We start from the raw sequence: 22,292 nt of genomic DNA on the forward strand, positions 1-22,292 counted from the left end.
CTGCCTCACAGCTGCCAGGAGCCGATGTCCGCGTTCCCGGCGTCGCCACCGGGCTTGCTGTCCGCACCCAGCGAGAACACATCGATGTCGCCGTGGGTGCCTGGTATCTGATACTGGTACGGATGGCCCCACGGGTCATTGGGCAGGCGATCCAGATAGGGCGTGACCGGCATCGCGCCACCGCCCTGCGGTGGCTTCACCAGTGCCTGCAGGCCCTGCTCGGCACTGGGATAGCGTCCGTTGTCCAGCTTGAACAGTTTCAACGCCTGCATCAATGCGGCGATGTCCTGGCGCGCCGCCACTACGCGCGCCTGGTCGGGACGGTCCATCAACCGCGGCACGATCAATGCGGCGAGGATGCCGATGATCACCACCACCACCATGATCTCGATCAGGCTGAAACCCTGCTGCCGAGCCCTGCGACCACGAACCTGCCTTGCCATTGTTCCGCCCTCGTCATCCTGGAAGAGACCGCTGCGCCATGGTCAGCGGTGCATGTGTCAGTACGATAAACATCCGCCGGAAATCCGCTGCGCGTGTGCCTGTGCAGGCGCAACACGTGCAGCCGGGGCACATGCAGACTCGAACAGGTGCTGCGGCACGCCGGCCAGCGCATCGTCGATGCAGCCGCGCAGCAACGGGTGCGCGCAGGCCTGCAGCAGGCGCACGCACTGCATCGGCGACCACGCTGTTCCATGATCCAGGCCGATGAACATCCGATAGGCCTGGTGATAGCGCAGGTCGTCGTACACGCGCTGGGCACTTTTCAGATCGCGCACGACCACCAGCAGGGCCGCGCGTTGCAGCAGCCGGGCATCGCCTGCGTCAAGCGGCAGCGCGCTCATGGCCGCCTCGGGCCAGGGCCGCAGCTGCAGGTCGAGGGCTCTTCGCAGCGCCACCAGTGGGTGCGCACTACCATCCAGTGCCGCCCAGCGCGCCGCATCCGCCCAGGCGTCACTGGACAGCACCCAGACCCAGGAGTGCCCGTAACGGTGCACATTCAATGGCGTATGCCGTGCCTGCTCCAGTGACTGGCTGAGGTGACGATCCAGCTCCAGCATGCTGATCCTGCGACTGTCTGCCATCGGCGCCGCCCGTGCTCCGCGACGCGTGGTGCGTCGTACTCTGGAGAAGACGTCAGCAAGGCAGGTGAAGCGACAGCGCGCATGCAGCTCTGTGCACTGCGTGGCGCTTCATCGGCAACGTCATCGCAGCGTCATCCGGCTGCAGGCTTCGCGCTCCAGTCGCGGCGCTTCGCCACCACAACGGCGTGCCAGTGTCGCCACGTCGCTGCGCGCGGCGAACGCGACCAGCGCATCGGTCATGTCCACGTCATCGCCCCATGACGCCATCGCAACACGCAACGCAGACAGTTGCCAGCCGTCCATCACACCGTGGGTTCCCGCCACGAACCAGTGCCACAGCCGATGGTGCAGCACCTGCTCATGCAGCTGCGCCAGATCGTCAAGGCCGTGCATCCCCGTCAACAACAGCGCACGCGCGAGGGCCGCAGGTGACAATGCACCGGCTTCAGACAGGGGGAGTGCCTGTTGCTGCAGGCGCAGCAGCATCGCCAACGGGTGCGACTGCGGATCAAAGTCCAGCAGCACTGCCTGTTGCTGCCACTGCGCATCGGACACCACGCACACCCATGGCGAGCCATAGCGATGCACCATCAAGGGCCGTCGCTGTGTGGTTTCCAGCAGCGCCGACAGATTGCGACGCAGATCCAGCACACCGATGGTCTCGTTGCGCATCCTTGGCTTCTCCTTGCTTGCAACAGCCCTGCACGGTGCGCACGGCCAGCGTCTTCATCTATCCAAGGACGGCAATGCCACCCGGAAAGCGACGCAGATCCAGCGACATCGTCAGCCGCAGCTGCTCAAGCGCCGCATCCGGGTCATCAATGCGGAAGCGACCGCTGACCGGGGCACGCGCCAAGGCCGATTCGCCCAGCAATACCTTGCCGCGGCGGTAACGGTTGATCTCCTCGACCACCTCGCGCAGCGGTGCGCGACGGAACACCAGCATGCCTTCGGTCCAGGCACTCACTTCCGAGGCCACAGCCTCGGCCACAACGCCACTGAGGCGCTCGTCATAGCGGGTCTGCTGGCCCGCCTGCAGCTGCAGGCGGCCCTGCGGGTGCTCGATGCGGGCGCTGCCCTGCAGGCAGGTAACGCGCACCTGCCCCTGGGTGTTGCGTACGTCCAGGCGCACCGCGCCCTCATCGGCAATCACGCAGCCCGGGCCCGCGAACAACGCCAGGTGCAGGCCCGGCCGGGTCTCGATCGCGGCCTGGCCCTGCACCAGCTCGAAGCCTTCGCCCTGCGCGTCCGCGCGGCGGCGCAGGCTGCTCTGCGTATCCAGTTCGATCTTCAGCTGTGGCGAGGGCGCGATCTGCAGACGTTCACCGGTGCCGGTGTGGAAATCGGCCGCCATGGCTGTCACCGAAGGCCACAGCCCCAGCGGCGGGCGGATCGCCGCCACCACTGCCAGGCTGGCCGGGGCGGCAATCGCGGCACCGAGGAAGGCACGGCGACTCCAGCGCTGGGCTGGCGTCGGCGCGACCGGTTGGCGCGTGGCCGCGGGCAGCTGCTCGCCGGCCAGCCGTACCTGCTCCCATTGCCGGCGCGCACGGCCGAACGCTTCACGATGACGGGGATCGGCCTCGCACCACGCGCGGAACCTGCGCCCGTCTGCGGCGGTCGCCTCGCCCGAGGTCAGCCGCACCACCCACGCGTGGGCCTGACGCTCGACGGCATCCAGCGGGCGTTGCGGGCGATCGTCAGGATCCATGGGGGCTCATGCCGGACCCGCACACTGCGGGGTTCTGTTCGGCGTCAAAGTGTAGACGGATGCCGTCGCTCAGAACCGCACCTGGCGCCCCTGCCCGCTGCGCTCGGCCAGGTAGTCCTGGGCCGCCTTCAGCTCACGCTGCACCAGCCGCAGCGACACGCCGAGATGCTCGGCCACGTCGCGCTGCTGCAGGCCATCGACGCGGATTGCCAGCAGGATGCGGCGACGGCGCTCGGGCATGCGTTGCAGCAGGCCGACCATGTCTTGCAGCGCGAAGTCCAGTTCGGCCGCCTGCGCCGGGCCCGGTGCCGGGTCGGCCATGTCCATCAGCGTATCCACCTCCTCCAGGCTCAGCAGGCGGTGGTCTGCACGTTGGCGGTCGATCACGGTGTTCATCGCCATGCGCAGCAGGTAGGCCGCGGGGTTCTGCACGGCGTCCAGGCGGTCACGGCGCGCGCTCAGGCGCATCCAGGTGTCCTGCAGCGCGTCGCCGGCCAGCTCTTCCGAGCCCAGCTTGCGCACCAGCCGGCGCTTCAGCTCATCGTAGGCGCCCAGAAGGTGCTCCATCAGGTCAACTGCCCCAGCCGTACCGTTGCTCATGTTCGAATCCTTGAAGTCATGGAAGGGGCGCACGCCGGCCACAGTCGTGGTCGGTGCCGGAAGGACGGATCTGCAGTGTTACCGGCTGTGGCAGCGCGGCGGCCTCGGTCGCCAGCACCAGGCCCTGCATCGCCTGCAGCAGGCGTGCATCGCGGCGATCACTGCCACTGCCGGACAGCAGCTCGGGCCGGCTCACCTGACCCGCGCCGTCGATGCGGAAGCGCAGCGTCGCGGCATAGCGGCCGGGCGCGATCTCCGGGTCGTCACAGAACACCGCACGCAGGCGCTGCTGCAGCCCGCCGTAGCGACGCCGACGCTCGGTATCGGGAAGATCGACGCCAACAACGGGTTCGGCGACGGAGGACATGCCCCGGCGCAGCACCACGCGCTGCTCGCCGATAACCTCGGCCTCGATACCGGAGTCCTGCAAGAGCATCCGCAGTGCGGGCAGCGGCGGCAGGCTGGCGCGCAGCGCATGGCTGCTGCGGCCCGCGGCAAGATCGCCCGGGTACATCACCGACCACCCGCTGATGACGCTGAAGCGCTCGACCGCCTGTTCCAGCGGCTGCGCGGGGATGTCGTAGGCATGAACACCATCCTGCGCGGCAGCGGCAAAGGACAGCAGCAGCCATGCGGCGATGGCCACCTTCCAAGTTCTGACCGCATGGTGTCCATTCAGCCCCCTGACGTAGAACACATGACCCTCGGCAGCGACAGCAGCTGCAGTGGACGCGCACCACGACCGGAACCCCGGCCCGCGCGCGACCAGCAAGCGGGCTCAAACCGTACCGGGGCCACATGTCATTGCGATGACCGCCGCCCACAGCCTGCCGTCGAGGCAGGCTCGGTAAAGCCAGTCATGCATCAGGAATCAATGAATCGAACAGACATGATCATCTGCGCACGGGGTCGGATCACGTGCCGACCCGAACGTGTCGACCAAGGTCGACACCCACCAGGAGCAGCTCGTGCCGTTCCGACAGATCGTGGAAATCTGTCGAAGGCGGGGTGGGTCCGGTTGCAGGGGTGTCCGCGGCATGGATGCCGCGGCCAAGCCCCCATGGGTGAGGGCGCTTTGCTTGCGAAGCACTGCTTCGCAAGCGCCCGAACGCACAGCCGCCAGCGGCTGGGCCGGACCGCGGAGCGGGGTTTACGGCGTCCCCTGCAACCGGACCCACCCCGCCATCCCTCGGAATGCAAGCTGTTGCTTCGGCTGTTGCTTCGGCTGTTGCTTCGGCTGTTGCTTCGGCTGTTGCTTCGGCTGTTGCTCCTGAGGTTGCCGGCCAGCGGCCGGCACTACCCGCGGGTGCCGGGTGCAACCCGGCCGCAACCACCCATCCCTCAAAGCGGCAGCTGGGTCGTCTGCTTGATCCGCTGCATCGGAATCTCGGTCTTGGTGTTCTGCACGCCGGCAATCCGGTTCAGGTGCTGCATCTGGAACTGCCGGTAGGCATCAAGATCGGCCACCGCCACCCGCAGCAGGAAGTCGCAGTCACCGGCCATCAGATGGCATTCAAGGACTTCCGGAAAAGACTTGATGCTGTTGATGAAGTGATTGGTGGTGTCCTCGTCCTGCCCGCGCAGCCACACCCGCACGAACACCGTGAAGCCCCGGCCCACCTTGGCCTCGTTCAACAAGGCCACATAGCGGTCGATGTAGCCGCCCTCCTCCAGCAGCCGCACCCGCCGCAGGCAGGCCGAGGGCGAAAGGCCCACCAGCCGGGCCAGCTCCAGGTTCTGCAGGCGACCGTCACGCTGCAGGGCATCGAGGATGCGCCGATCAAGGTTGTCGAGCTGGTACTGCATGGAATTTCACCAGTGGCGACATTGGCCGCATGTAATCTCAATATTCTCGGATTCAATGGCATCAACGCAACCCGATTTCGCGATCGGACCGCTAGCATGGGCCACCCCCACCTTAGTTGTGCCGTTCGATGGACGCCCGTACCACCCTCCCCCTGCCCGACACCTGCGACACCGCGCCGCGTGCCGAATTCCTGCGCGGCCTGCGCGCCGCCGTGCCGGTGATGATCGGCTTCATCCCCTTCGCCCTGGTACTCGGCGCACAGGCGGCCCAGAAGGGTCTGAGCGTACTGGAAGTGCCGCTGATGACCGGCCTCAACTTCGCTGGCGGCTCGGAGTTCGCTGCCGTCGAACTGTGGACCTCGCCACCGCACATCGCACTGATCGTGGCCATCACCGCGCTGGTCAACAGCCGCCACCTGCTGATGGGCGCCAGCCTGGCCCCGCTGCTGCAGCACCTGCCGCGCCGCCGGGTGCTGCCGGCCTTGTTCTTCATGTGCGACGAAAGCTGGGCGATGGGCGTGGCCGACGCGCGCCGCCGTGCACTCGGCTTCAGCCTGGCCTACTACCTGGGCGTCTCGGCAGGCCTGTACACGGTCTGGGTGGCCTGCACCGCGCTGGGCGCGGTCGTCGGCCCGATGCTGGGCGACATCCACGCCTACGGCTTCGACATGGCCTTCCCCGCCGTGTTCCTGGTGCTGCTGCGTGGCATGTGGCAGGGCATGAAAGCCGCGCGTCCGTGGCTGGTCAGCCTGGTGGTGGCCGCTGCCACCTACCTGCTGGTGCCGGGTGCCTGGTACGTGGCGAGCGGCGCACTGGCCGGCCTGGCCGCGGCCTGGCTGCTGGCGGAGGACGCAGCATGATCTTCAATGGCCTGATCCACTGGACTTCGGTACTGACCATCGTGCTGATGGCCGCCGCCACCTACCTGACCCGCATCGTCGGCTTCCTCGCGCTGCGCAACCGCACGTTGAGCAAGCGCGCAGTGACGGTGATGGAAGCCGCGCCGGGCTGCGTGCTGATCTCGGTGATCGCCCCGGACTTCGTCGCCGACAAGCCCGCCGACCTGGCCGCGCTGGCGATCACCCTGCTGGCTGCCACGCGGTTGTCGATGCTGCCGACCGTGCTGATCGGCGTGGTCTCGGCTGGCGTGCTGCGCTATCTGATGGGCTGACGCGCCTTCGCCGGGCACGACCCCTGCGACACCCGGTCGCAGGCCATCGCGTCACCCGCTTGATCAATGTCAAACCGCCCGCCGCCGCGCGGGCGTATTTCTATGCAGGACCCGAACACGCCGGCGTTACCGGCATCCACAAGGACCCTGCGATGAGCTACACCCCCGACAACGTCCAGCTTCTGAACGCCATGCAGAACGTCATGGTGATCTCCACCACCGACCTGCAGGGCAACATCACCTACGCCAACGACCTGTTCTGCACGCTCACCGGCTTCGCCCGCGAGGAACTGATCGGCCAGCCGCACAGCATCGTGCGCCACCCGGATGTACCCAAGGCGGTCTACAAGGACATGTGGGACACCATCAAGGCCGGCAAGACCTGGACCGGCATCGTGCCCAACCTCGGCAAGGGCGGCGTGCTCTATGTGGTCGATACCACCGTGCAGCCGCTGTTCGACGCCGACGGCAACATCACCTCGTACATCAGCATCCGCCGCGTGGTGAATGACCTGATGCAGAACTACGACCTGGTCGAGTTCAGCAAGGAAAAGTTCGACGACTTCTACGAGGCCGCGTGAACGCCCTCCCGACCAGTACGCCCTTCAGCCGTCTGCTGGTGGGTTTCGCGTCCGAGTCGGGCAATGCCCGCGCCCTGGCCCAGCGCTTGGGCGCGGACCTGCAGCCACATGGGCCGCAGGTGCTTCCATTCAACGACATCGACGTGGCCAGTCTCGGCCAAGGCGATGTGCTGCTGGCGATCTCCAGTTCCTTCGGTGACGGTGAGCCGCCAGCCAATGGCGAGCAGTTCTTCGAAACGCTGCGCCAGATCCCGACGCTGAGCGGCCTGCGCTATGCAGTGTTCGGCCTCGGTGACACCGGCTACCCCAGTTTCTGCGGCTTCACCAAGGCGCTGGATGCCGCGCTGAGCGAGCGCCAGGCGCAACCGCTGCTGCATCGGGTGGATGCCGACCTGGGCTACGAGCAGTTCTTCCAGCAATGGCAGCCGGTGCTCGGCCAGGTGCTGGATGGCGACCTCAGCGCTGGCCAGGACCTGCACCTGCAGGTCACCGCCTATGGCGAAGACAATGCCTTTGCCGCCCCCATTCTCGAACGCCGCCGCTTGAACAGCAGCAACCCGGCAGCGTGGCACCTGCAACTGGACATTGCCGGCAGCGGCATGGCCTACCGCGCGGGCGACACCCTGCACGTGGTGCCGGAGAACGACCCTGCCCTGCTGCAGGCATTGGCCACCTGGTACGGCGACACCGCCGCCGTGGCCGCCCTGCATGACCGCGAGCTGCGCCTGCTGAGCAAGGGCGTGCTGCGCGAACTGGCCAGGCTCGGTGGCAGCGAGGTACTGAAGGGCCTGTTGAAGGTCAGCCAGAAGCGCGAGCTGGAAGCCTACCTGCACGGCCTGGACCTGCTGGACGTGCTGCAGGACCACGCCACGCCGGACAGCGTGCCGCTGGCCCGGCTGCGCGAACTGCTGTCACCGCGGCTGCCCCGCGCCTATTCGATTGCCTCGCACCCGTGCGACGACCAGCTGAGCCTGTGCGTGCGCGAAGTGCGCTACACCCTGCGCGGCCGCGAGCGCTTCGGCACAGCCACCGGCAGCCTGCTGCATGGCGGCGACCATGCCCGTGTGTACTGCCGCTCCAACCCCGGCTTCCACCTGCCCGATACCGGCGAGGCACCGCTGCTGCTGGTCGGCACCGGCACCGGCATCGCACCCTTGATGGGCCTGATGCAGGAGCTGCAGGCCAGCGCCTGCGAACGTGAAGTGCACCTTGTGTTCGGTGAAAAGCACAGCCAGCACGACTACCTGTATCGCGACCAGCTGCAGGACTGGCACACGCGTGGCGTGCTGGCCGGCCTGCATACCGCGTTCTCGCGCGATGGCGCCGAAAAGGTCTATGTGCAGCACGTGCTGCAGCAGCGCGCCAGCGAGGTGCGTGATGTGCTGGCCCGCGGCGGGCATCTGTACCTGTGCGGCAACAAGAGCCACCTGGAAGGCGCGGTCCGTGAGGCCATCGATGCCATCGGTGGCGAAGGGCACTGGGACGCGTTGCGGGGCGAAGGCCGCACGCACTGTGAGTTGTATTGACCTGTCCATGGGGTAGCGCCGGCCGCTGGCCGGCTGCGCTTCGCACCACGCGCTGCCGGCCAAGGGCCGGCACTCCCCAAGACCCCTCTACATCGGCACGCCCACGATCACGCTCGACGCCTTGAACAGCACCGTCGCCGCGGCGCCCTCCTGCAGCTCCAGCGCTGCTGTGCTGGCCCGAGTGATCACCGCCACCACGCTGCAGCCATGGCCGATATCCACCACCACCTCGTCGTTCACCGCGCCCTCGGTGATCCGCTCCACCGTGCCGGCGAACTGGTTGCGTGCCGAGTAACGCGCCCCCTCACCCTGCGCCACGATCACCGACGAGGCCTTCACCAGCGCGTAGGCCGGCACGCCCACCGCCAGGCCCAGCGATTCCACGCTGCCATGGGTGATGGTGGCGACCAGCGCGAGGCCCGGCGCCACTTCAATCTGCACTTCATCGTTCACTGCGCCGGTGGCCAGCCCACTGACCCGGCCATGGAACTGGTTGCGTGCACTGGTGATCATGCCGATTCTCCGGATCAGGGCCAGATCCTCGTCCAGCCCAGGGGTGGCCTGCAGCGACTGCAGGAACGTACGGTGCGCGCGCTCGACCTCCTCGAACCGGGCGATCAGCTGGTGGCCGCGCTCGGTCAGTCGCGCACCGCCACCACCGCGGCCGCCCACACTGCGCGCGACCAGCGGCTCGCCGGCCGCGGTGTTCATCGCGTCCACTGCGTCCCAGGCGTTCTTGTAGGTCATGCCCATGCGCTTGGCGGCCTGGCTGATCGAGCCACAGGCGTCGATCAGGCCCAGCAGCGCGAAGCGTCCGCGGCCACCCAGGCTCTGACCGGCAATGCTCAGCCACAGGTTGCCCTGCAGCTCCAAAGGCGGTTCGGCCTCGCTCATCGTGCTCGTTTCCCTGCGTTTCGCGCGAACGGCCAGTGTACGGCGTCGCCCCCCTGCACCGGGCTTGATATGGATCAAGGTGGCCGCGCCGACCAGCAACGAGAATCCCCGGGTCGGTCATCAAGTTGACCCCTGCCAACCGTTATATCATCTTGGATATAACGAACCCGAGGACTCACGAGGATGCGTACCTGTCGTTTCGTTCTACCCCTGTCCGCCCTGCTGCTCCCGCTTGCCGCCACTGCGGCCGACGCCACCTCGCCGCCCCCGGTGTTCACCCTGGGCACGATCGACGTGCATGCCGCGCGCGGCACCTCGCCCACCGTCGCCGAACGCAGCCTCGATGCCGAACGCATCCAGCAGCTCGACCGCACTACGGTCGGTGATGCGGTCAGCGTATTGCCTGGCGTGAGCCTGGCGCGCAACTCGCGCAACGAGGACATGGTCTACCTGCGCGGCTTCGACGCACGCCAGGTGCCGGTATTCCTCGACGGCATCCCGCTGTACGTGCCCTATGACGGCTACGTGGACTTCGGCCGCTTCACCACCTTCGACCTCGCCGAGATCCAGGTCGCCAGCGGTGGCGCGTCGCTGTTGTACGGGCCGAACATCCTCGGCGGTGCGATCAACCTGGTCAGCCGCCGCCCGGAACGTGCGCTGGAAGGCGACGTGCGGCTGGGCATCGCCGAGGGTGGCGAGCGCAAGGCAGCGGTCAACCTCGGCGGGCGTCGTGGCGACTGGTACTTCCAGCTCGGTGCGTCGATCCTGAAGGCCGATGAATTCCCGCTGCCGAAAGGCTTCGTCGACTACAAGCGCGTGCCCACCGATACCGGCAAGGACCGCCGCAACGCCTCGCGCGACGACCGTCGCCTGTCGTTCAAACTGGGCTATGCCCCGCGCGAGGGCGACGAGTACGCGATCGGCTACGCGCGCCAGGACGGCGAGAAGGACAACCCGGTCTACACCGGCACCGCGCGCAGCGGCATCCGTTACTGGCGCTGGCCGTGGTGGGACAAGGACAGCCTGTACTTCATCGGCAACACCCGCCTGGGCGAGCACACCACGCTGCGCACCCGCGTCTACCGCGATACCTATGGCAACGGACTGGACGCCTACACCGACGGCACCTACCAGGTGGCGATGGACAACAGCAGCTTCCCCAGCATCTACGATGACCGCACCGTGGGCGGCTCGGTGACCCTGGCCACCACGGCGCTGCCGCGCCAGGAACTGCAGTTCGCGATCCACTACAAGGAAGACCAGCACAGCGAGCGCAACCCGCACTCGCCGACCAAGGACTTCCGGGATGTGACCACGTCCGTGGCGATCGAGGACCGCATCGCGCTGACCGACACCTCGCACCTGCGCGTGGGCATCGGCCATGACCGCCGCGACGCCAAGCGCGTGTACTTCTGGCCGACCGGCAGCACCGATGCCACCAATGCAGTGCTGGAGTACGTGCAGCAACTGGCGCCGGACCAGCAGTGGTATGCAAGCGCCGCGCGGCGCACGCGTTTCCCGACCATCAAGGATCGCTACTCCGCGCGCATGGGCGCGGCGCTGCCCAACCCGGATCTGAAAGCCGAGCATGCCACCCACCTCGAAGTGGGCCTGCGTGGCCGCTGGTGGGAAGGCGGCCAGCTGCAGGCGGCGCTGTTCCAGAGCCGTATCGATGACCTGATCCAGAACGCGGTGGTGGCCTCGCGCGAATGCGGCGGCAGCACCTGCAACCAGGCGCAGAACATCGGCAAGGCCCGCCACCAGGGTGTCGAACTGGGCCTGCGCCAGCGCATCGGCGACGACTGGGACCTGCAGACCAGCTACACCTGGCTGCGCCGCACCAACCTGGAAGACCGCAGCGTGGCCCTGCTCGACAGCCCGCGCCAACGGCTGTTCATGGCGGTGGGCTGGCAGTTGCTGCCGCAGTTGAAGCTGCAGGCCACGCTGGAAGCCGAACAGGGCCGCAAGGTCAGCTACGCCGATGCGGCACGCCCGGTGCGCGACCTGCCCGGCTATGGCATCACCGGCTTCAAGGCCAGCTGGAGCCCGCGCGAGGCCTGGGATGTCGACCTCGGCGTACGCAACATCGGTGACAAATGGTACGAACTGGCCGACGGCTACCCGATGCCGGGCCGCACCTGGTTCGCCAATGCCAACTGGAGGTTCTGAACATGACCACGTCCCAGCCGCCACGCATCGCGGCCATCGTGCATGACCACAGCGGCGAACCCGATGGCTTGCTGGCCGCATTCGCCGCACGCCAGCTGGCCGCCGGCCACCGCGTGCGCGGGCTGGTACACCTGCCACACGAACCCACCGCCAGCGGCAGGAAGCGCATGGCACTGATGGACGTGACCGATCCTGGTTCGCGCTACCCGATCATCCAGGCGCTGGGCCCGGCCTCCTGCGGCTGCAACCTGGACCCCGGTGGCATCGCCGATGCCAGCGTGGTGCTGCGCCGGGCCTTGCAGGACCATGCCGAGCTCGCCATCGCCAACCGCTTCGGCACGCTGGAATCGGAAGGCGGCGGCATGGCCGATGAGCTGCTGGCGCTGATGCTGGCCGGCATCCCGTTGTTGACCGCGGTGAAGCTGCCCTACCTCGACGCGTGGCGCCAGTTCACCGGCGGCATGGCCATCGAGCTGCCCGCCGAGGACGCGGCGCTGCAGGCCTGGTGGGATGCCTGCCGCAACGCACCCGAGGCCGCAGCATGAGGCGGCGCGCCCTGCTGCAGGCGTTCGCACTGGCGCCGTTGCTGGTTGCCAGTGCCGAGCTGCTGGCGATGCCGGCGCAGCGCGTGTTGCGGCTGGGTGCGCCCAAGGCCACGCCCAAGCGCGTGTTCGCGGCCGGTCCGCCGGCTGCGGTTTTGCTCGCCGCCGTGGCACCCGAACGCCTGCTGGGCTGGCCGATGAAGGTCTCGCCCGACGCACTGGCGCAGCTGCCGGCAGCGCTGCGCACGTTGCCGGTGGTCGGTCGCCTTGCCGGGCGCGGCAGCACGGTCAGTCTCGAGCGCCTGCTCGCGATGCAGCCGGATCTGGTGCTGGATGCCGGTGACTTCGATGCCAACTACCGCGACTCGGCCGAGCGGGTCTGGAAGCAGACCGCGATTCCCTTCGAACTGATTGCCGGACGCCTGCCCGATCATCCGGCGCAGCTGCGCCACGTTGGCCGGCTGCTGGGTGTTGCCGCACGCGGCGAAGCGCTGGCGCAGGCGGCCGAGGCGCAGCTGGCACTGGTGCGTGAGGTGCTGGCGACGCGTCCCTCTGCGACGCGGCCCACCGTGTACTACGGGCGTGGCAGCGACGGCCTGGAAAGCGGCCTGTCCGGCTCGATCAACACCGAAGTCATCGAATTCTGTGGCGGCCGCAACGTGGCCGCCAGCGCCGGGGCCGGTGGCCTCGCCCGCGTGTCGTTCGAACAATTGCTGGCCTGGGATCCGGACGTGATCCTGACCCAGGATGCCGGCTTCGCCGCGCATGCGGCACAGGATCCGCGCTGGCGCGGCCTGCGTGCCGTGCGCGAACGTCGCCTGCATTGCGCACCGGTACTGCCGTTTGGCTGGCTGGATGGTCCGCCCGGTGTCAACCGCCTGCCCGGCCTGCCGTGGCTGCTGTCCAGGCTGCATCCGGGTGCAGTGCCCGCATTGGCGCCTGCCGCGCTGCGCGCGCGCATCGGTGCGCTGCATCAACTGCTGTGGGGCGAGCCATTGCCCGCCCAGCTTGCACGCAGCCTGGATGCGAACGCCTGAGCATGCGCACGCTTCCACGTTGGGCCTGGCATGCCGGTGGCTGGAGCCTGCTGCTGGCGATGCTGCTGCTGGCGTTCTCGGTCGGCCAGTTCCCGGTGCGACCGGCGGCGCTGCTGCACGCCATCGGCTGGCAGCTGTTCGGCATCGGCGAACCCAGCCCGCCTGCGGTGCAGGCCGCGCTCTGGCATATCCGCCTGCCGCGCGTGCTGGCCGCCGTGCTGATCGGTGCGGTGCTGTCGGCGGCCGGTGCGGCCTACCAGGCCATGTTCCGCAATCCGCTGGTGTCGCCGGACATCCTCGGCGTCTCCGCCGGTGCCGGCCTTGGCGCTTCGCTGGGCCTGTTCCTCGGCCTGCCGATGCTGCTGGTGCAGGGCATCGCCTTCGCAGGCGGCCTCGGTGCGGTGGGCCTGGTCTGCCTGGTGGCTGCGCTGGTACGGCGGCACGATCCGGTGCTGGTCCTGGTACTGGCCGGCGTCGCAGTGTCCGCGCTGCTCGGTGCCGGCATCTCGCTGCTGAAGCTGCTGGCCGATCCGTACACGCAGCTGCCCTCGATCACTTTCTGGCTGCTGGGCGGCTTGAACGCGGTGGTCATCGACGACCTCAAGGTCACCGCGCCACTGCTGCTGATCGGGCTGTTGCCGCTGGTGCTGCTGCGCTGGCGGGTGAACCTGCTCGGCCTGGGTGATGAAGAGGCCAGCGCGCTGGGCGTGGCGGTCACCCCGCTGCGCTGGACGCTGATTGCCGCCGCCACGCTGTGCACTGCGGCGGCGGTGTCACTGGCCGGCATCATCGGCTGGGTCGGACTGGTGGTTCCGCATATCGCGCGGCTGCTGGTCGGCGCCGACTTCCGCCGCCTGCTGCCGGCCAGCCTGCTGCTCGGCGCCAGCTTCCTGCTCGCCGCCGATACGCTGGCGCGCACCCTGGCGCCAATCGAGCTGCCGCTCGGCATCCTCACTGCGTTCGTCGGTGTGCCGTGCTTTTTGCTGGTACTGGCGCGCAGCGAGCGTCGCCCATGAGCACCGCCACACTGCTGCTGGAAGCACGCAGCCTGGCCATCGGCCATGCCGGCGTGGCACTGGGCGCGCCGTTTGCGCTGTCGGTACAGCCTGGCGAGGTGCTGTGCCTGCTTGGCCCGAACGGCTGTGGCAAGACGACTCTGTTCCGTACACTGCTAGGCCTGCTGCCTGCGGTGCACGGCGAGGTGGACCTGCAGGGCTCGCCGCTACGCGCGCATGATCGTGCCGCCCGCGCCCGCCGTATGGGCTATGTGCCACAGGCCGCGCCGTTGCCCTTCCCCTGGCGCGTGCGCGAGGTGGTCGCCATGGGCCGCGCCGCGCACCTGGGCCTGCTGGCGGCACCGGGTCGCGCTGATGAAGCCATCGCCGATGACTGCCTGCGCGAACTGGGCCTGCAGGCGCTGGCCGACCGCACCGTCACCACGCTCAGCGGTGGTGAGCGCCAACTGGTGCTGATCGCACGCGCACTGGCGCAGCAGGCGCAGTTGCTGATCATGGACGAACCCACCGCCAGCCTCGACTTCGGCAACCAGCTGCGCATCCTCGATACCGTGCGCCGCCTGGCCGATCGTGGCATCGGTGTGCTGCTGTCCACCCATCAACCGCAGCACGCGCTGCAGGTGGCCGACCGCATTGCGTTGATGTCCGCCGGCAGCCTGCAGGCGCTCGGCCCTGCCCGCGAGGTCGCAACGCCCGAACGCCTCGCCACCCTGTATGGCGTCGATGCCGCACGCGTCGCCGCCGCCCTGCCCGCTTCCGGAACTTCTACATGAGTACACCGCTACCGACCCCGATCGACCACAGCGCACGCTATCGCCAACACCTGCAGGCCTGTGGCTTCCAGGCCAAGCCGGCCAGTGCCTGGGACGCGCGTGCCGCACAGTCCAGCTGGAAGCGCCGTCACGACGACTACAGCGAGGCGTTCCTCGCCCGGCTTGATCTTTCCGGCGTGGCCACCGTGCTCGACGTGGGCTGCGGCCCCGGGCTGCTGAGCCTGCCGATCGCCACGCAGGTCGGTCATGTGCATGCGCTCGACTACAGCACCGGCATGCTCGACGGCCTGCGTGCCGCCATCGCCCGCGACGGCGCTTCCAACGTCACGCCGTGGGCGCTGTCGTGGACCGACGACTGGCACGACGTGCCGCGCTGTGATCTGGCCATTGCCTCGCGCTCGCTGATGGTGGCGGATCTGGAGGCCGCGCTGCGCAGGCTGGATGCGCACGCCCGCCAGCGTGCCTGCATCACCTTCGCCACCGGTCCTCGGGCCGGCGTGCCGGAGTTGGCCGAGCTGCTTGGCCGTGATTGGGTGCCGATGCCCGACCACCGCTACCCGATCAACATGCTGCTGGACATGGGACGCGAGCCGCAGCTGGACTACCTGCCCGAGTCGGTGCGCGACGTCGCGCAGGATGCCGACGGCCTGGTGCGCCAGGCGGTGGAGCTGTTCGGTGCGTTGGATGCGGATGAGGAAGCACGCGTACGTGCATGGCATGCGCGCTCGCCACAGCATCGTTTCGGCATGGCGCCGACGCGGCGCTGGGCGTTCATCCAGTGGGCGACGAACGGCTGAACCGGTAGCGCCGGCCGCGGGCTGGCTGCTCCCGATGTCGTGGTTGCCGGCCAGCGGCCGGCACTACCATCACAGGTCAATTGCCAACGATGCGACCATCCACTACACGCGCCACCTGCTGCCCAAACACGGCCACATCCTGCGGATCGTGGCTGATCAACAACAGCGGGATACCGGTCTTGTCCAGCACCGTCTCCAGCTCCTGGCGCAGGTGCTGGCGAAGATCATGGTCCAGCGCAGAGAACGGCTCATCCAACAGCAGAGCCTGCGGTTGCGTCACCAGGGCGCGCGCCAGTGCAGTGCGCTGGCGCTGGCCACCGGACACCTGGGAAGGCAGCAGATCGCCCACCGTGTCGATGCGGAATGCGTGCAACCACTGCTCCACCGCATCGAAGCGCTGACCGATCCGCGGATTCAACCACCCCTTCTCCAGACCGAACGCCACGTTCTGGCGCACGCTCAGGTGCGGAAACAGCGCGTAATCCTGGAACACGTAGCCCAACCGGCGGCACTGCGGCGGCAGATCCACACCGGTGGCCGCATCGAACAGGGTCTGTCCCTGCAGGCGCACATGGCCCTGGCCCGGCCGCAGCAGGCCGGCCACCGCCTTCAAGGTCAGGCTCTTGCCCGCGCCCGAGGGCCCGAACAGCACCACCTGGCGCTGCGTGCACTGCAGCGATACGTCCAACACGAAATCCTGGCCGGCCGCCTGCAGGCGACGCTGCACCTGCAGGTCAAGCCACATCACGCAGCTCCCGGCGACGTCCGCCCACCAGCCGTGCAGCCAGCAACAGAATCACGATGCAGACCACCGAGGTCAGGATCACCAGCGCATTGGCCTTGCCGTCCTGGCCGGCCTGCACCGCCTCGTAGATGGCGATCGACAACGTCTGCGTTCGGCCCGGAATGCTGCCCGCCACCATCAACGTCGCGCCGAACTCGCCCATCGCGCGTGCGAACGCCAGCAGCAGGCCGGCGAGGATGCCGCGCCAGGCCAGCGGCAACGTGATGCGGAAGAACACCGCTGCTTCGGACACTCCAAGCGTACGCGCGGCCTGCTCCAGCTGACCATCCACTTCCTCGAACGCCGCGCGTGCCGGCTTGAACACGAGCGGCAGCGAAGCCACCGCCGCGGCGATCACCGCCGCCTGCCAGGTGAACACCAGGTTGATGCCGAACCACGACTGCAGCCACGCGCCGATCGGGCCGTTGCGACCGATCAGCACCAGCAGGTAATAGCCCAGCACCGTCGGTGGCAGCACCATCGGCAGGGTCAGCAGCGAATCCAGCAACTCACGGCCGGGAAAGCGCCGCCGCGCCAGCAGCGCGCCCAGTGCCACGCCCAGCACCAGATTGATCGCGGTGGCCCAGCCGGCCACCTTCAGCGACAACCACAGTGCGCTCCAGTCGAGATCCATGCCTCAGGGATTGCCGAACCCGTGCTTGGCCAGGATCGCCTGGCCCTGTGCCGAACGCACGAAGGCGGTGAATCGCTTTGCTTCGCCGGGCTGCGCGCTGGCCTTGGTCACCGCCAGCGGATACGCAATGCGCCCCGCCACCGGCACCGCGAAGGCACGGCGCACCCGGTCGGGCATCGCCTGTGCATCGGTGGCATAGACGAAGCCGGCGTCCACTTCGCCGCGCGCCACGTAATCCAGCGACTGGCGCACGTTCTGGGTGGTGATGGTCTTGCCCTGCACCGACGGCCACAGGCCCGCTGCTTCCAGCGCGCCCTTGGCATAGCGGCCGACCGGCACGCTGTCCGGGTTGCCCAGTGCGATGCGTTGCACGCCTGCACCGGCCAGGTCCTTCAAGGTACGTGGCGCAGCCTTGGCCTGCGGCGGCACCACCACCCACAGCGCATTCACTGCGAACACCTCGCGGGTACCGGCCGCCAGCAGGTCCTGCTGCTGGGCCTGGTCCATCGTGGCTTCGTCGGCCGACGCGAACACATCCACCGGCGCGCCGCGGCTGATCTGCTGCAGCAGTACGCCGGACGCGGCGAAGTTGAAGTCGACCTTGGTCCCCGGGTGCGCCTTCTCATAGGCGGCGCCCAGTTCGCGGAAGCTCTCGGTCAGGCTCGATGCCGCCGACACCGTCAGGTCGGCCGCCCACGCCGGCACCGTGGCCAGCAGTCCCAGCAACAACAGTCCAGCTCGCTTCATCGTCGGCTCCCGGCCAGGTTCAGTTCGGATCGGATTCGTCGGCCACCGCCAGCGCCGCCAGGCGCTCGGGCTGCAGCAGCAGGATCTCACGCTGCTTCACCGCGATGATTCCATCATCGCTCAGGCGACGCAGCACGCGGCTGGCGGTTTCCGGCGCCATCCGCAGGTAATTGGCGATCTCGGTACGCGCCATCGTCAGGTTGAAGCGCGTGGCGGAAAAACCACGCCGCGCGTAACGCTCGGACATGTCCAGCAGGAACGCGGCCATGCGCTCTTCAGTACGGTGGTTGGCGGCCAGGGTAGCGACCTTGCCGATCTCCGCACTGAGCAGGCTGAACAGCTTGGCCTGCAGACCCGGCATGCGCGTGGCCAGCGAGCTCAGCTTGGGGAACGAGATGCGGCACAGGTGCACCGTATCCAGCGCCACCGCATTGCAGGGGAAGCGCGAACCGTGGATCGCATTCAGGCCGATCACTTCGCCCGGCAGGCTGAAGCCCAGCACCTGCTCGTTGCCCTGGCTGTCATCGACGAAGGTCTTGACCATGCCCGCGCGCACCGCAGCAATCGAATCGAACGATTCGCCGGCGCGGAAGATGTAGTCACCTGCATGGAACGGACCGACATGGTCGACCAGCACGTGCAGATCACCCAGTGCGGTCTTGTCGTAGCCCTGCGACATGCACGCGTCGGAAAACGCGCAGGTGCTGCAGAAGTGCAGCGCATCGCCGTCATCGGCGGCGGCGGGGTTCGGTGTGGCCTGGCCGAGGCGGCCGTGCGAAGGCGGATTCGAAGACATCGGGGCAAGACTCAAGCGATGGCGGCCGCCGGCCGGAAGCATGCGGCCATCATACGCCACAGCAGCCGCCCTTCTTCGGCCAGCCGCAGTACGCGCCCATCCCAGTGTGCCCAGCCGCGCGCCAGCAACGGTGCCAATGCCGGCAGCTGCTCGGCGAAGCATTCTTCGAACGGTTCATCGTTGCGCCATTCGAAGGCAGCCGCATCGAGCGCGTGATCGCAGGCGATGCTCTGCGCCACCTCGGCCGCCAGTCGCTCGTCTTCGGACAGGATCAATCCGGCAGACACGCCCATGTGCCCAGCCTGCAGCCGCGCACGCCATTCGCCCAGTTCGTCCTCCAGGCGGTAGAACACCTCGCCGATCTGGCTGCAGGCGGACAGGCCAAGCCCGATGAAATCGCTGCGGTCGCGGCGTGGCGCGCCGGCCAGGTCACAATGACGCTGGCCATCGCCCGGGCCATGCGGGTTGGGCAGGTCGCCGCGCTGATAGTGATCGCCACCGATCGGCTCGTAACCCGCTGCGCGCAGCAGGCGCCAGCTCTGCAGCCATCGTGCGGCCGAAGGATGTTCCGGCAGTGCGCACGGCGCCGGCAACAGGATGCGCTCGGGCGCTTCGGCCAGCACCTCATGCAGTCGTTCGATGAAGCCGGTGTCCTCGCTGCCGGGCACCCGCAACTGGTAGTAGCGCGCGGTAAAGCCGACCTGTCGCGCCTGCGCCAGCAGGGTCGGCCCGGGTGCATCGGCGCGATCGATCACGTTCAAACGGGTGCAGCCCACCGCACGCAGCTGCGCCGGTGACAGCGCACTACCCGCGTCCAGACGCACCTCCACCTGTGGCCGCGCCACCGTGCGCAGGTGCTGCGGCACCGCATCCAGCAGCTGGCCCAGCTGCGGCGGCGGCAGCGTCTCGGCCAGCCCCAGCTGCAGTACCATCGCCACTACCTCGCGATCTTCAGCCAGCGCGCCGGCCTGCAGGCGCAGGGCCAGCAGCAGGGTGTCCAGATACGCCTGCGCTGGCGCATCGCGTCCACCACGACCAACCTGGAAGCCGAGCGTCAAGCCACGCGGGATCAGGTGCTCGTTGCTGGCGCGCACGGCGCCGCGCCACCCGCTTTCGCCAAAGCCGGTACTGAACTGGTCAGCCGGCGGAAATAGCACGTGCCGGGGCTGCCGCAGCAATGCCGCCTGCAGCGCAGTGTCCTCGCTCTCGTCAACGTGGAAGCTCATGGCAGACATCTTCGGGCGTTCCTCTTCGCGTGGCCCTGATTGAAATCAAGCGTGGCGCATCTGATGGTTCCTGCCGGCCAGCGGCCGGCACTACCCTTTCATCCACCACTCGGTAGTACCGGCCGTTGGCCGGCAGCACCCTTCACCCGCCACGCACCCGCTCGGCGGCAGCCGCATCGATGGCTTCGGGCAGATCGGTTTCGCGGTCGATCTGCGGGAAGTGGCGGCGTTCCATGCGACGGATCGCGAAGTGCATCCATGCCAGCGCAGCCGCCACCAGCACGAACAGCAGCATGAAGCAGCTGCTCCAGATGCCCACTGCATCGTTCAACGCGCCGAACACGATCGGCAGGATGAAGCCACCCAGGCCACCGATCATGCCGACCACGCCGCCCACGGCACCCACGTGCTTCGGGTAGTACACCGGAATGTGCTTGTAGACCGCGGCCTTGCCCAGCGACATGAAGAAGCCAAGCACGAACACCAGCACGGTGAACATCACCACGCCGATGGCCAGATGGAAGTGGATCGGGCCATGGATACCCTTCACCACATACTCGGTATCCGGGTAGGCCAGCAGGAAGGTGCAGATGGCCGACACGCCGAAGGTCCAGTACATCACCCGGCGCGCGCCCATCCGGTCCGACATCCAGCCACCCACCACCCGGAACAGGCTGGCCGGAATCGAATAGCACGCCGCCAGCATGCCGGCGTGGCCCACGTCCATGCCATAGGCGCCCACCAGGTAGTGCGGCAGCCACAACGCCAGCGCCACGAAGCCGCCAAACACGAAGAAGTAGTACAGCGAGAACCGCCAGACCTGCAGGTTCTTCAGCGGTGCCATCTGCTCGGCAAACGGCACCGGCTTCACGCCTTCGCGGCGGCGCTGCTCCAGCGACGGATCTTCCTTGCTGAAGAGGAAGAACAGCACCGCAGTAACCGCCAGCGCAACGGCCCAGACCTTGGCAACCATGGTCCAGCCGGCCGCCACCATCACCAGCGGCGCCAGCAGCTTGGTCACCGCCGAGCCGATGTTGCCGGCACCGAAGATGCCCAGTGCGGTGCCCTGCTTGCTGGCCGGGAACCACTTCGACACGTAGGCCACGCCCACCGAGAAGTTGCCGCCGGCGATGCCCACGCACAGCGCGGCAATCAGGAACTGGGTGTAGGTCTGCGCATAGGTCAGCATCCAGGTGGCCACTGCGCCACACAGCATCACCAGCACCATCACCTTGCGGCCACCGAACTGGTCGGACCAGATGCCGAGGAAGACGCGGCTGACCGAACCGGTCAGCACCGGCGTGGCGATCAACAGGCCGAACTGGGTGTCATTCAAGCCGAGCTGTTGACTGATCTGGATGCCGATGATCGAAAAGATCATCCACACCGCAAAGCACACGGTGAAGGCGAACGTGCTCAGCCACAGCGCACGTTGCTGCTGCCCGGCGCTGGCGGGGGCAAGAGCCTGGTTCATGAATTTTCCTCGTTCAGGGGGGTTCAGCCGATATCCGCTTCGGCTTCGATCTCATCCAGCCCGCGCACCGGGTAGCGCTCCTGCAGCTGCAGCGGGTAGGCCTGCACCTCGCGCTGCCGCACCTGCAATTCCAGGTAGTCACGCAGCTGCGGCAACACGGCCTCGAACGGCTGCGGCTGGCCTTCCTCGCGGGCATCGACGCAGACCACGTGGTAGCCCCAGCGCGATTCCACCGGGAAGCCGGCCAGGCCCTCGCGCAGGCGGAACACCTGTCGGTCGAACTCCGGCGTGGTCTGCCCACGCTGCAGCCAGCCCAGGTCACCGCCTTCGCTGCTGGATGGGCAGCGTGAATGGCGCAGGGCGAAATCGGCGAACAGGTGCGGCGACTCCTTCAGCAGCCCGACCAGCCGCTCACCCTCGGTACGTGCGGCGAAGCGCCCGGCCACGTCGTCGGCCGGCGCGGCCAGCAGGATATGGCGCAGACGCACGCGGTCGGGAGAGCGGAAGCGCTCCGGGTTCTGCTCGAAGTAGCGGCGGCAGTCTTCATCGGTCGGCACGCGGTCTTCGATCGCGTCTTCCAGCAGTTGCTGGATCAGCACTTCCTCGTCGCTTACCCGGTTGCCGTCCGGCGCCTGCAGACCCAACCGCTGCGCTTCCAGCCGCAGCAGCTCGCGCACCACCAGTGCACGCGCCGCCTCGGCCCGTGACTGTTCCGGGCGCATCGCCCGGTGGTGCTGCATCTCGCGGGCGATGTCAGCCTCGCTGATCGCGGTCTCGTCCACGAACAGCCGGCACGGTGCCGGCTGCCCGAGCGAGCGTGGCCCCTGCGCTGGCGCGTCATGGTGATGCGAATGCGCCTCGGCGGGAACCGGTGCGGCGGAGTCGATCACGGTGATCGGCAGGAATTTCGGCAGGCTGCCCAT

General features: G+C 68.0%; 25 protein-coding genes. 10 read left to right on the forward strand and 15 right to left on the reverse strand.

The window, feature by feature from the left end:
* Positions 1-5 precede the first annotated feature (5 nt).
* From gspG to EZ304_RS02050, 7 genes are all read right to left on the reverse strand, one after another.
* On the reverse strand, positions 6-443 hold the full coding sequence (gene gspG / locus EZ304_RS02015) for a type II secretion system major pseudopilin GspG (protein WP_005409890.1): 438 nt from the start codon (positions 441-443) through the stop codon (positions 6-8).
* Between the two features lie 57 nt (positions 444-500).
* On the reverse strand, positions 501-1,061 hold the full coding sequence (locus EZ304_RS02020) for a hypothetical protein (protein ID WP_239503792.1): 561 nt from the start codon (positions 1,059-1,061) through the stop codon (positions 501-503).
* A gap of 144 nt (positions 1,062-1,205) precedes the next feature.
* Complete coding sequence (locus tag EZ304_RS02025) at positions 1,206-1,757, reverse strand: hypothetical protein (RefSeq protein ID WP_142806116.1); 552 nt, start codon at positions 1,755-1,757, stop codon at positions 1,206-1,208.
* A gap of 58 nt (positions 1,758-1,815) precedes the next feature.
* Positions 1,816-2,796, reverse strand: a complete 981-nt coding sequence (locus EZ304_RS02030) for a FecR family protein (RefSeq protein WP_099553473.1) — start codon at positions 2,794-2,796, stop codon at positions 1,816-1,818.
* 69 nt (positions 2,797-2,865) lie between these two features.
* Complete coding sequence (locus tag EZ304_RS02035) at positions 2,866-3,396, reverse strand: RNA polymerase sigma factor (protein ID WP_099553513.1); 531 nt, start codon at positions 3,394-3,396, stop codon at positions 2,866-2,868.
* A 16-nt stretch (positions 3,397-3,412) separates the two neighbouring features.
* Positions 3,413-4,093, reverse strand: a complete 681-nt coding sequence (locus EZ304_RS02040; protein WP_099553470.1) for an STN domain-containing protein — start codon at positions 4,091-4,093, stop codon at positions 3,413-3,415.
* A 644-nt stretch (positions 4,094-4,737) separates the two neighbouring features.
* Complete coding sequence (locus tag EZ304_RS02050) at positions 4,738-5,202, reverse strand: Lrp/AsnC family transcriptional regulator (RefSeq protein WP_005413654.1); 465 nt, start codon at positions 5,200-5,202, stop codon at positions 4,738-4,740.
* A 128-nt stretch (positions 5,203-5,330) separates the two neighbouring features.
* Between EZ304_RS02050 and EZ304_RS02055 the strand changes: the two genes are divergently transcribed.
* The 4 genes from EZ304_RS02055 to EZ304_RS02070 all read left to right on the forward strand — a co-directional run bounded on the left by EZ304_RS02055 (position 5,331) and on the right by EZ304_RS02070 (position 8,480).
* A complete protein-coding gene (locus tag EZ304_RS02055; RefSeq protein WP_099553466.1) occupies positions 5,331-6,062 on the forward strand; it encodes an AzlC family ABC transporter permease in 732 nt (243 codons plus the stop codon).
* Positions 6,059-6,373, forward strand: a complete 315-nt coding sequence (locus tag EZ304_RS02060) for an AzlD family protein (protein WP_005409898.1) — start codon at positions 6,059-6,061, stop codon at positions 6,371-6,373. The genes EZ304_RS02055 and EZ304_RS02060 overlap by 4 nt, the downstream gene beginning before the upstream one ends.
* A 152-nt stretch (positions 6,374-6,525) precedes the next feature.
* Complete coding sequence (locus EZ304_RS02065; RefSeq protein ID WP_010485321.1) at positions 6,526-6,954, forward strand: PAS domain-containing protein; 429 nt, start codon at positions 6,526-6,528, stop codon at positions 6,952-6,954.
* The gene (locus EZ304_RS02070; protein ID WP_142806118.1) at positions 6,951-8,480 is read left to right on the forward strand and encodes a diflavin oxidoreductase; all 1,530 of its coding nucleotides are present in this window, start codon (positions 6,951-6,953) and stop codon (positions 8,478-8,480) included. The genes EZ304_RS02065 and EZ304_RS02070 overlap by 4 nt, the downstream gene beginning before the upstream one ends.
* Before the next feature lie 87 nt (positions 8,481-8,567).
* On the opposite strand, the gene EZ304_RS02075 is transcribed toward EZ304_RS02070, so the two are convergent.
* Complete coding sequence (locus EZ304_RS02075; protein ID WP_142806119.1) at positions 8,568-9,374, reverse strand: TOBE domain-containing protein; 807 nt, start codon at positions 9,372-9,374, stop codon at positions 8,568-8,570.
* A gap of 183 nt (positions 9,375-9,557) precedes the next feature.
* Between EZ304_RS02075 and EZ304_RS02080 the strand changes: the two genes are divergently transcribed.
* From EZ304_RS02080 to EZ304_RS02105, 6 genes are read left to right on the forward strand one after another with little or no spacing between them, the layout of a single operon-like run.
* Complete coding sequence (locus EZ304_RS02080; protein ID WP_142806120.1) at positions 9,558-11,543, forward strand: TonB-dependent receptor plug domain-containing protein; 1,986 nt, start codon at positions 9,558-9,560, stop codon at positions 11,541-11,543.
* A 2-nt stretch (positions 11,544-11,545) separates the two neighbouring features.
* Positions 11,546-12,088, forward strand: coding sequence for a DUF2478 domain-containing protein (locus EZ304_RS02085; RefSeq protein ID WP_185959212.1), 543 nt, complete (start codon positions 11,546-11,548; stop codon positions 12,086-12,088).
* The gene (locus EZ304_RS02090; protein ID WP_142806122.1) at positions 12,085-13,122 is read left to right on the forward strand and encodes an ABC transporter substrate-binding protein; all 1,038 of its coding nucleotides are present in this window, start codon (positions 12,085-12,087) and stop codon (positions 13,120-13,122) included. Before EZ304_RS02085 ends, EZ304_RS02090 begins: the two co-directional genes overlap by 4 nt.
* A gap of 2 nt (positions 13,123-13,124) precedes the next feature.
* Positions 13,125-14,138: a FecCD family ABC transporter permease gene (locus EZ304_RS02095; protein ID WP_099553451.1), complete on the forward strand. Its 1,014-nt coding sequence runs from the start codon at positions 13,125-13,127 to the stop codon at positions 14,136-14,138.
* On the forward strand, positions 14,135-14,911 hold the full coding sequence (locus tag EZ304_RS02100) for an ABC transporter ATP-binding protein (RefSeq protein WP_099553449.1): 777 nt from the start codon (positions 14,135-14,137) through the stop codon (positions 14,909-14,911). Before EZ304_RS02095 ends, EZ304_RS02100 begins: the two co-directional genes overlap by 4 nt.
* Complete coding sequence (locus tag EZ304_RS02105; protein ID WP_142806123.1) at positions 14,908-15,708, forward strand: class I SAM-dependent methyltransferase; 801 nt, start codon at positions 14,908-14,910, stop codon at positions 15,706-15,708. The genes EZ304_RS02100 and EZ304_RS02105 overlap by 4 nt, the downstream gene beginning before the upstream one ends.
* 76 nt (positions 15,709-15,784) lie before the next feature.
* Here the strand turns inward: EZ304_RS02105 and EZ304_RS02110 are convergent, their stop codons facing one another.
* From EZ304_RS02110 to EZ304_RS02140, 7 genes are all read right to left on the reverse strand, one after another.
* Complete coding sequence (locus EZ304_RS02110) at positions 15,785-16,453, reverse strand: sulfate/molybdate ABC transporter ATP-binding protein (protein ID WP_142806124.1); 669 nt, start codon at positions 16,451-16,453, stop codon at positions 15,785-15,787.
* Positions 16,443-17,126, reverse strand: coding sequence for a molybdate ABC transporter permease subunit (modB, locus tag EZ304_RS02115; protein ID WP_005413347.1), 684 nt, complete (start codon positions 17,124-17,126; stop codon positions 16,443-16,445). The genes EZ304_RS02110 and modB overlap by 11 nt, the downstream gene beginning before the upstream one ends.
* Before the next feature lie 3 nt (positions 17,127-17,129).
* Positions 17,130-17,873 (reverse strand): molybdate ABC transporter substrate-binding protein, encoded by a 744-nt coding sequence (gene modA / locus EZ304_RS02120; protein WP_142806125.1) that lies wholly within the window; start codon positions 17,871-17,873, stop codon positions 17,130-17,132.
* Between the two features lie 19 nt (positions 17,874-17,892).
* Positions 17,893-18,669, reverse strand: a complete 777-nt coding sequence (locus tag EZ304_RS02125; RefSeq protein WP_005416832.1) for a helix-turn-helix domain-containing protein — start codon at positions 18,667-18,669, stop codon at positions 17,893-17,895.
* 11 nt (positions 18,670-18,680) lie between these two features.
* Positions 18,681-19,895, reverse strand: a complete 1,215-nt coding sequence (locus EZ304_RS02130; RefSeq protein WP_142806126.1) for a coproporphyrinogen III oxidase — start codon at positions 19,893-19,895, stop codon at positions 18,681-18,683.
* 142 nt (positions 19,896-20,037) lie between these two features.
* Complete coding sequence (locus EZ304_RS02135) at positions 20,038-21,369, reverse strand: MFS transporter (RefSeq protein WP_012480466.1); 1,332 nt, start codon at positions 21,367-21,369, stop codon at positions 20,038-20,040.
* A 23-nt stretch (positions 21,370-21,392) separates the two neighbouring features.
* Positions 21,393-22,292 carry a peptidylprolyl isomerase gene (locus EZ304_RS02140; protein WP_142806127.1) on the reverse strand — a complete coding sequence of 300 codons (900 nt, stop codon included), beginning with the start codon at positions 22,290-22,292 and terminating at the stop codon, positions 21,393-21,395.

The sequence above is a fragment of the Stenotrophomonas maltophilia genome (assembly GCF_006974125.1).
Lineage (GTDB): Bacteria > Pseudomonadota > Gammaproteobacteria > Xanthomonadales > Xanthomonadaceae > Stenotrophomonas > Stenotrophomonas maltophilia_O.

Coding starts and splice junctions, on each gene's coding strand:
- gspG (WP_005409890.1), bottom strand. CDS start 443: ATGGCAAGGCAGGTTCGTGGTCGCAGGGCTCGGCAGCAGGGTTTCAGC.
- EZ304_RS02020 (WP_239503792.1), bottom strand. CDS start 1,061: ATGCTGGAGCTGGATCGTCACCTCAGCCAGTCACTGGAGCAGGCACGG.
- EZ304_RS02025 (WP_142806116.1), bottom strand. CDS start 1,757: ATGCGCAACGAGACCATCGGTGTGCTGGATCTGCGTCGCAATCTGTCG.
- EZ304_RS02030 (WP_099553473.1), bottom strand. CDS start 2,796: ATGGATCCTGACGATCGCCCGCAACGCCCGCTGGATGCCGTCGAGCGT.
- EZ304_RS02035 (WP_099553513.1), bottom strand. CDS start 3,396: ATGAGCAACGGTACGGCTGGGGCAGTTGACCTGATGGAGCACCTTCTG.
- EZ304_RS02050 (WP_005413654.1), bottom strand. CDS start 5,202: ATGCAGTACCAGCTCGACAACCTTGATCGGCGCATCCTCGATGCCCTG.
- EZ304_RS02055 (WP_099553466.1), top strand. CDS start 5,331: ATGGACGCCCGTACCACCCTCCCCCTGCCCGACACCTGCGACACCGCG.
- EZ304_RS02060 (WP_005409898.1), top strand. CDS start 6,059: ATGATCTTCAATGGCCTGATCCACTGGACTTCGGTACTGACCATCGTG.
- EZ304_RS02065 (WP_010485321.1), top strand. CDS start 6,526: ATGAGCTACACCCCCGACAACGTCCAGCTTCTGAACGCCATGCAGAAC.
- EZ304_RS02075 (WP_142806119.1), bottom strand. CDS start 9,374: ATGAGCGAGGCCGAACCGCCTTTGGAGCTGCAGGGCAACCTGTGGCTG.
- EZ304_RS02080 (WP_142806120.1), top strand. CDS start 9,558: ATGCGTACCTGTCGTTTCGTTCTACCCCTGTCCGCCCTGCTGCTCCCG.
- EZ304_RS02085 (WP_185959212.1), top strand. CDS start 11,546: ATGACCACGTCCCAGCCGCCACGCATCGCGGCCATCGTGCATGACCAC.
- EZ304_RS02090 (WP_142806122.1), top strand. CDS start 12,085: ATGAGGCGGCGCGCCCTGCTGCAGGCGTTCGCACTGGCGCCGTTGCTG.
- EZ304_RS02095 (WP_099553451.1), top strand. CDS start 13,125: ATGCGCACGCTTCCACGTTGGGCCTGGCATGCCGGTGGCTGGAGCCTG.
- EZ304_RS02100 (WP_099553449.1), top strand. CDS start 14,135: ATGAGCACCGCCACACTGCTGCTGGAAGCACGCAGCCTGGCCATCGGC.
- EZ304_RS02105 (WP_142806123.1), top strand. CDS start 14,908: ATGAGTACACCGCTACCGACCCCGATCGACCACAGCGCACGCTATCGC.
- EZ304_RS02110 (WP_142806124.1), bottom strand. CDS start 16,453: ATGTGGCTTGACCTGCAGGTGCAGCGTCGCCTGCAGGCGGCCGGCCAG.
- modB (WP_005413347.1), bottom strand. CDS start 17,126: ATGGATCTCGACTGGAGCGCACTGTGGTTGTCGCTGAAGGTGGCCGGC.
- modA (WP_142806125.1), bottom strand. CDS start 17,873: ATGAAGCGAGCTGGACTGTTGTTGCTGGGACTGCTGGCCACGGTGCCG.
- EZ304_RS02125 (WP_005416832.1), bottom strand. CDS start 18,669: ATGTCTTCGAATCCGCCTTCGCACGGCCGCCTCGGCCAGGCCACACCG.
- EZ304_RS02130 (WP_142806126.1), bottom strand. CDS start 19,895: ATGAGCTTCCACGTTGACGAGAGCGAGGACACTGCGCTGCAGGCGGCA.
- EZ304_RS02135 (WP_012480466.1), bottom strand. CDS start 21,369: ATGAACCAGGCTCTTGCCCCCGCCAGCGCCGGGCAGCAGCAACGTGCG.
- EZ304_RS02140 (WP_142806127.1), bottom strand. CDS start 22,292: ATGGGCAGCCTGCCGAAATTCCTGCCGATCACCGTGATCGACTCCGCC.